Origin of the sequence: Streptomyces sp. NPDC059564, assembly GCF_042735575.1 — a bacterium.
GTDB lineage: Bacteria > Actinomycetota > Actinomycetes > Streptomycetales > Streptomycetaceae > Streptomyces.
Window position 1 is genome coordinate 1 of the sequence record NZ_JBHWBP010000455.1, and the last position, 5,322, is coordinate 5,322.

The 5,322-nt window shown below is 71.3% G+C and carries 6 protein-coding genes; all 6 read left to right on the forward strand.

Going from position 1 to position 5,322, the window contains the following annotated elements; genetic code table 11:
• The first annotated feature begins 248 nt into the window (after nt 1-248).
• Nucleotides 249-1,349, forward strand: coding sequence for an LCP family protein (locus tag ACFV0Q_RS38040; protein WP_385012178.1), 1,101 nt, complete (start codon nt 249-251; stop codon nt 1,347-1,349).
• A 173-nt stretch (nt 1,350-1,522) separates the two neighbouring features.
• Nucleotides 1,523-1,741 (forward strand): 50S ribosomal protein L31, encoded by a 219-nt coding sequence (gene rpmE, locus ACFV0Q_RS38045; RefSeq protein WP_385012181.1) that lies wholly within the window; start codon nt 1,523-1,525, stop codon nt 1,739-1,741.
• A 119-nt stretch (nt 1,742-1,860) separates the two neighbouring features.
• Nucleotides 1,861-2,940 (forward strand): peptide chain release factor 1, encoded by a 1,080-nt coding sequence (prfA, locus tag ACFV0Q_RS38050; protein WP_385012183.1) that lies wholly within the window; start codon nt 1,861-1,863, stop codon nt 2,938-2,940.
• 62 nt (nt 2,941-3,002) lie between these two features.
• Nucleotides 3,003-3,848: a peptide chain release factor N(5)-glutamine methyltransferase gene (prmC, locus tag ACFV0Q_RS38055; protein WP_281209067.1), complete on the forward strand. Its 846-nt coding sequence runs from the start codon at nt 3,003-3,005 to the stop codon at nt 3,846-3,848.
• A 52-nt stretch (nt 3,849-3,900) separates the two neighbouring features.
• The gene (locus ACFV0Q_RS38060) at nt 3,901-4,548 is read left to right on the forward strand and encodes an L-threonylcarbamoyladenylate synthase (RefSeq protein WP_008738155.1); all 648 of its coding nucleotides are present in this window, start codon (nt 3,901-3,903) and stop codon (nt 4,546-4,548) included.
• Entirely contained in the window at nt 4,545-5,207 is a 663-nt protein-coding gene (locus ACFV0Q_RS38065) for a protein-tyrosine-phosphatase (protein ID WP_385012187.1), read from the forward strand. The genes ACFV0Q_RS38060 and ACFV0Q_RS38065 overlap by 4 nt, the downstream gene beginning before the upstream one ends.
• The last annotated feature ends 115 nt before the right edge of the window (nt 5,208-5,322 follow it).

The following is a 5,322-nucleotide window of genomic DNA, read 5'->3' on the forward strand; positions in this document are numbered from 1 at the left end:
ACGACTGACCGGGTCCCCGTCACCGAAACCGCCCCCGCCGCCTCCGCGGCGGGGGCGGTTTCGTGTCGTTTCCGCCCCATGGGTCCCCGTACGGGCCCCCGTGCGACCTTCACCACATCCGTGTCCGCGCCCGCCCCGGAGGTTCCGCCGGTCCCGCGCGTCGTGGAACCCTGGAACGCGCTCGTCCGTCTGAGTGGGAGAAGCAGCGGGCAACGCATGCAGGACTGAGACGCAGGACTGAGGAGAGCATGAGCGAGGACATCAGGGGCCGCGGCCGCCGTGCCGCCACCCGGCGCCGCCGGAAACCGCCGCAGCGCCGCAGGGCCCTCACCATCGCCGCATGGACCGCCGCCGGGGTGGTCCTGCTGGGCGGCGGTGGCCTCGGCTGGTTCTACTTCAAGCTCAACGGCAACCTGAAGACCGTCGACATCGACCAGGCCCTGGGCAAGGACCGCCCGCCCAACGTCGACAACGGCTCCATGGACATCCTCGTCCTCGGCTCCGACTCCCGCGGCGGCGCCAACGGCGAGTACGGCCAGGACGACGGCGGCTCGGCCCGCTCCGACACCGCGATGATCATCCACCTGTACGAGGGTCACAAGCAGGCCAGCGTCATATCGATCCCGCGCGACACGATGGGCCCGCGGCCCGCCTGTCCCACCGGCCAGGGGAAGACCAGCGCCGCCAGGCAGCGCGCGCAGTTCAACGAGGCCTTCACCATCGGCGGGGCCGCGTGCGCGGTGAAGACCGTCGAGCAGATGTCGGGGATCCGCATGGACCACTACATCGAGGTCGACTTCACCGGCTTCAAGAAGATCATCGACAACCTCGGCGGGGTCCCGCTCACGACGACGAAGCCGATCAAGGACCCCGGCAGCCACCTCGACCTCCCGGCCGGCCCCCACACGCTCAACGGGGAGCAGTCCCTCGGCCTCGTGCGCACCCGCAAGAGCGTCGGCGACGGCGGCGACCTGGGCCGAATACAGCTCCAGCAGGCCTTCATCAAGGCGCTGATCAAGCAGGTCAAGGGCATCGGCGTCTTCGAGAGCCCGAAGAAGCTGTACAGCCTCGCCGACTCCGCCACGAAGGCGATCACCACCGACAAGGCGCTCGGTGACGTGAAGTCCCTGGCGGGCTTCGCCCAGGGCCTCCAGGGCATCAGCGCCGAGAACATGCACATGATCACCTTGCCGGTGACGCAGGACCCCCTCGACAGGGACCGGGTGGTGCCCCTCACCAAGGAGTCCAAGATGGTCTGGGACGCCCTGCTCGCCGACCATCCGATACCCGCCGAGGCCACCGAGAAGTCGTCCGGGGACAAGAGCGACGCCGGAGCGATCGTCCGGTAACCCTCCGTGACGAAACCCGGCAGGAATACATGCCGGACCCTCCCTGTTGAGGGGAGCGTCCTCAGAATTTTGACAGGCGGCCCGGTCCTGGCAGACTGGTCTGTCGGCCCCGGTTCACGCAGTGCGCAATTCGGCTCCTGCGACCCGGCGCCCTCCCGAATCTAGGAGACACCTTGAAGCGCGATGTTCACCCCGAGTACGTCGAGACCCAGGTCAGCTGCACCTGTGGCGCGGCATTCACCACCCGTAGCACCCTGACCGAGGGCACCATCCGTGCCGAGGTCTGCTCCGAGTGCCACCCGTTCTACACGGGCAAGCAGAAGATCCTCGACACCGGTGGCCGTGTGGCCCGCTTCGAGGCCCGCTTCGGCAAGGGTGCGGCCAAGAAGTAGCGCGACCCAGGCGCCGGTCACCGGCCGCCCCCTGACCACGCGGGGGCGGCCGGACCGGCGCCTTTGTCGTCGTTCCGCCAAGCCCAGCCCATTTTTGACTTTCACCACAGGAGCACCCGATGTTCGAGGCGGTCGAGGAACTGATCGGCGAGCACGCCGATCTTGAGAAGAAGCTCGCCGACCCTTCGGTCCACTCCGATCAGGCCAACGCGCGCAAGCTGAACAAGCGCTACGCGGAGCTGACCCCGATCGTGGCGACCTTCCGCGCCTGGAAGCAGTCGGCCGAGGACATCGAGACGGCCAAGGAGTTCGCGGCCGACGACCCGGACTTCATCGCCGAGGTCAAGGAACTGAGCGCCCAGCGCGAAGAGCTCACCGAGAAGCTCCGCCTGCTGCTCGTCCCGCGCGACCCGAGCGACGACAAGGACGTGCTCCTCGAGGTCAAGGCCGGCGCCGGCGGCGACGAGTCCGCCCTCTTCGCGGGCGACCTGCTGCGCATGTACCTGCGCTACGCCGAGCGCGTGGGCTGGAAGACCGAGATCATCGACGCCACCGAGTCCGAGCTCGGCGGCTACAAGGACGTCCAGGTCTCCGTCCGCACCAAGGGCGGCAACGGCGCCACCGAGCCCGGCCAGGGCGTCTGGGCCCGCCTGAAGTACGAGGGCGGCGTGCACCGCGTCCAGCGCGTTCCGGCCACCGAGTCCCAGGGCCGCATCCACACCTCCGCCGCGGGCGTGCTCGTCACCCCGGAGGCCGAGGAGGTCGAGGTCGAGGTCAACATGAACGACCTCCGCATCGACGTGTACCGCTCCTCCGGCCCCGGCGGCCAGTCCGTCAACACCACCGACTCGGCCGTGCGCATCACGCACATCCCGACCGGCGTGGTCGCCTCCTGCCAGAACGAGAAGAGCCAGCTCCAGAACAAGGAGCAGGCCATGCGCATCCTGCGCTCGCGCCTGCTGGCCGCGGCGCAGGAAGCCGCCGAGCAGGAGGCCTCCGACGTGCGCCGCAGCCAGGTGCGCAGCGTGGACCGCTCCGAGAAGATCCGTACGTACAACTACCCGGAAAACCGGATCTCGGACCACCGGACGGGTTTCAAGGCGTACAACTTGGACCAGGTGCTCGACGGCGACCTCGACGCGGTCATCCAGGCCTGCGTCGACACGGACTCCGCGGCCAAGCTCGCCGCCGCGCACTGATCCCGCCCCACCCCGCCTGATCCCGCACCACCCCCCGTACGACAGCAGCCCGGAGGACCAGCGTGAACTTGCTGCTTGCCGAGGTGGCCCAGGCCACCCAGCGGCTGGCCGCCGCCGGCGTGCCCTCACCGCGCTTCGACGCGGAGGAGCTCGCGGCCTTCGTGCACGGCGTCAAACGGGGGGAACTGCACCACGTCAAGGACGCGGACTTCGACGCCCGCTACTGGGAGGCCGTCGCCCGCCGCGAGGCGCGCGAGCCGCTCCAGCACATCACCGGCCGTGCCTTCTTCCGCTACCTGGAGCTCCAGGTCGGGCCCGGGGTCTTCGTGCCCCGGCCCGAGACCGAATCGGTCGTGGACTGGGCCATACAGGCCGTCCGGGCGATGGACGTCGTCGAGCCGCTGATCGTGGACCTGTGCACCGGCTCCGGCGCCATCGCGCTCGCCATGGCCCAGGAGGTGCCGCGCTCGCGCGTGCACGCCGTGGAGCTGTCCGAGGACGCGCTGCGGTGGACCCGTAAGAACGCCGAGGGCTCCCGCGTCACCGTCCACCAGGGCGACGCGCTCAGCGCGCTGCCCGAGCTGGACGGACAGGTCGACCTGGTCATCTCCAACCCGCCGTACATCCCGCTCACCGAGTGGGAGTACGTGGCCCCCGAGGCCCGGGACCACGACCCCGAGATGGCGCTGTTCTCCGGCGAGGACGGCCTCGACACCATCCGCGGGATCGAGCGGACCGCGCACCGGCTGCTGAGGCCCGGCGGCATCGTCGTCATCGAGCACGCCGACACCCAGGGCGGCCAGGTGCCGTGGATCTTCGCCGACGAGCGGGGCTGGGCCGACTCGGCCGACCACCCCGACCTGAACAACCGCCCGCGCTTCGCGACCGCCCGCAAGGCCCTGCCGTGATCGGCGCGACCACCGTTCCCGCCACCACCCCGCTGTACGAGGAGGCCCGCTGATGGCCCGGCGATACGACTGCAACGACGCGACGGACCGCAAGACGGGTCTGCGCGAAGCGGCATCCGCAGTGCGCCGCGGCGAGCTCGTCGTGCTGCCCACCGACACCCTGTACGGGATCGGCGCGGACGCCTTCAGCGCAGAGGCCGTCGGTGACCTGCTCGCCGCCAAGGGGCGGGGCCGCAACATGCCCACGCCCGTCCTCATCGGCTCCCCGAACACCCTGCACGGCCTGGTCACGGACTTCTCCGAGCAGGCGTGGGAGCTCGTCGACGCCTTCTGGCCGGGTGCGCTGACCCTCGTCGCCAAGCACCAGCCGTCGCTGGCCTGGGACCTCGGCGAGACCCGCGGGACCGTCGCCGTACGCATGCCCCTGCACCCCGTCGCCATCGAGCTGCTGACCGAGGTCGGCCCGATGGCCGTGTCCTCGGCGAACCTGTCCGGGCACCCGGCGCCCGAGGACTGCGACGCGGCGCGCGAGATGCTGGGCGACTCCGTGTCCGTGTACCTGGACGGCGGCCCGACGCCCGGCATCCAGCCGTCGTCGATCGTCGACGTCACCGGGAAGGTTCCCGTCCTGCTGCGCGAGGGGGCACTGACCGCCGAGCAGCTGCGGGAGGTCGTACCCGACCTCGAGGTGGCTCCGTGAGCCCTGAGGGGCGTGGCATAGCAAGGGGCCAGATCCCGGCGGGGGCCGGGGGAGACGCCTTCCGCATACTCCACGTCAGCACCGGCAACGTGTGCCGCTCGCCCATCACCGAGCGGCTGACGCGCCACGCCCTGTCGCACCGGCTGGGCGGCCTCGGTCTCGTGGCCGGCGACCTCATCGTGGAGAGCGCGGGCACCTGGGGCCACGAGGGGGCGCCGATGGAGGCCAACGCGGCCGCCGTCCTCGCGGACTTCGGGGCCGACGCCACCGGCTTCACCGGGCGGGAGCTGCTGGACGAGCACGTCATACGCGCCGACCTGGTGCTGACCGCCACGCGCGACCACCGGGCGCAGGTCATCTCCATGGGCCACTCGGCGGGACTGCGGACCTTCACGCTGAAGGAGTTCACCCGGCTGGTACGGGCGATAGACCCGGCGACGCTGCCGCCGCTGGACGACGGCATGGCGGAGCGGGCCCGGGCCCTGGTCCGGGCGGCCGCCGCGCTGCGGGGCTGGCTGCTGGCGCCGTCCGCCGACGCCGACGAGGTGTACGACCCGTACGGGGCGCCGATCACCTTCTTCCGCTCGATCGGCGACGAGATCAACCAGGCCCTCGACCCGGTCGTCACGGCCCTGACGGGCGTAACCGCCCCCCACTGACCCTGCGGGTCCGCTGGGGGGGGGGGGGGGGCCCCCCCCCCCCCCCCCCCCCCCCCCCCCCCCCCCCCCGGGGGGGGGGGGGCCCCCGGGGGGGGGTGGAGGCGCGGGGGCGGAG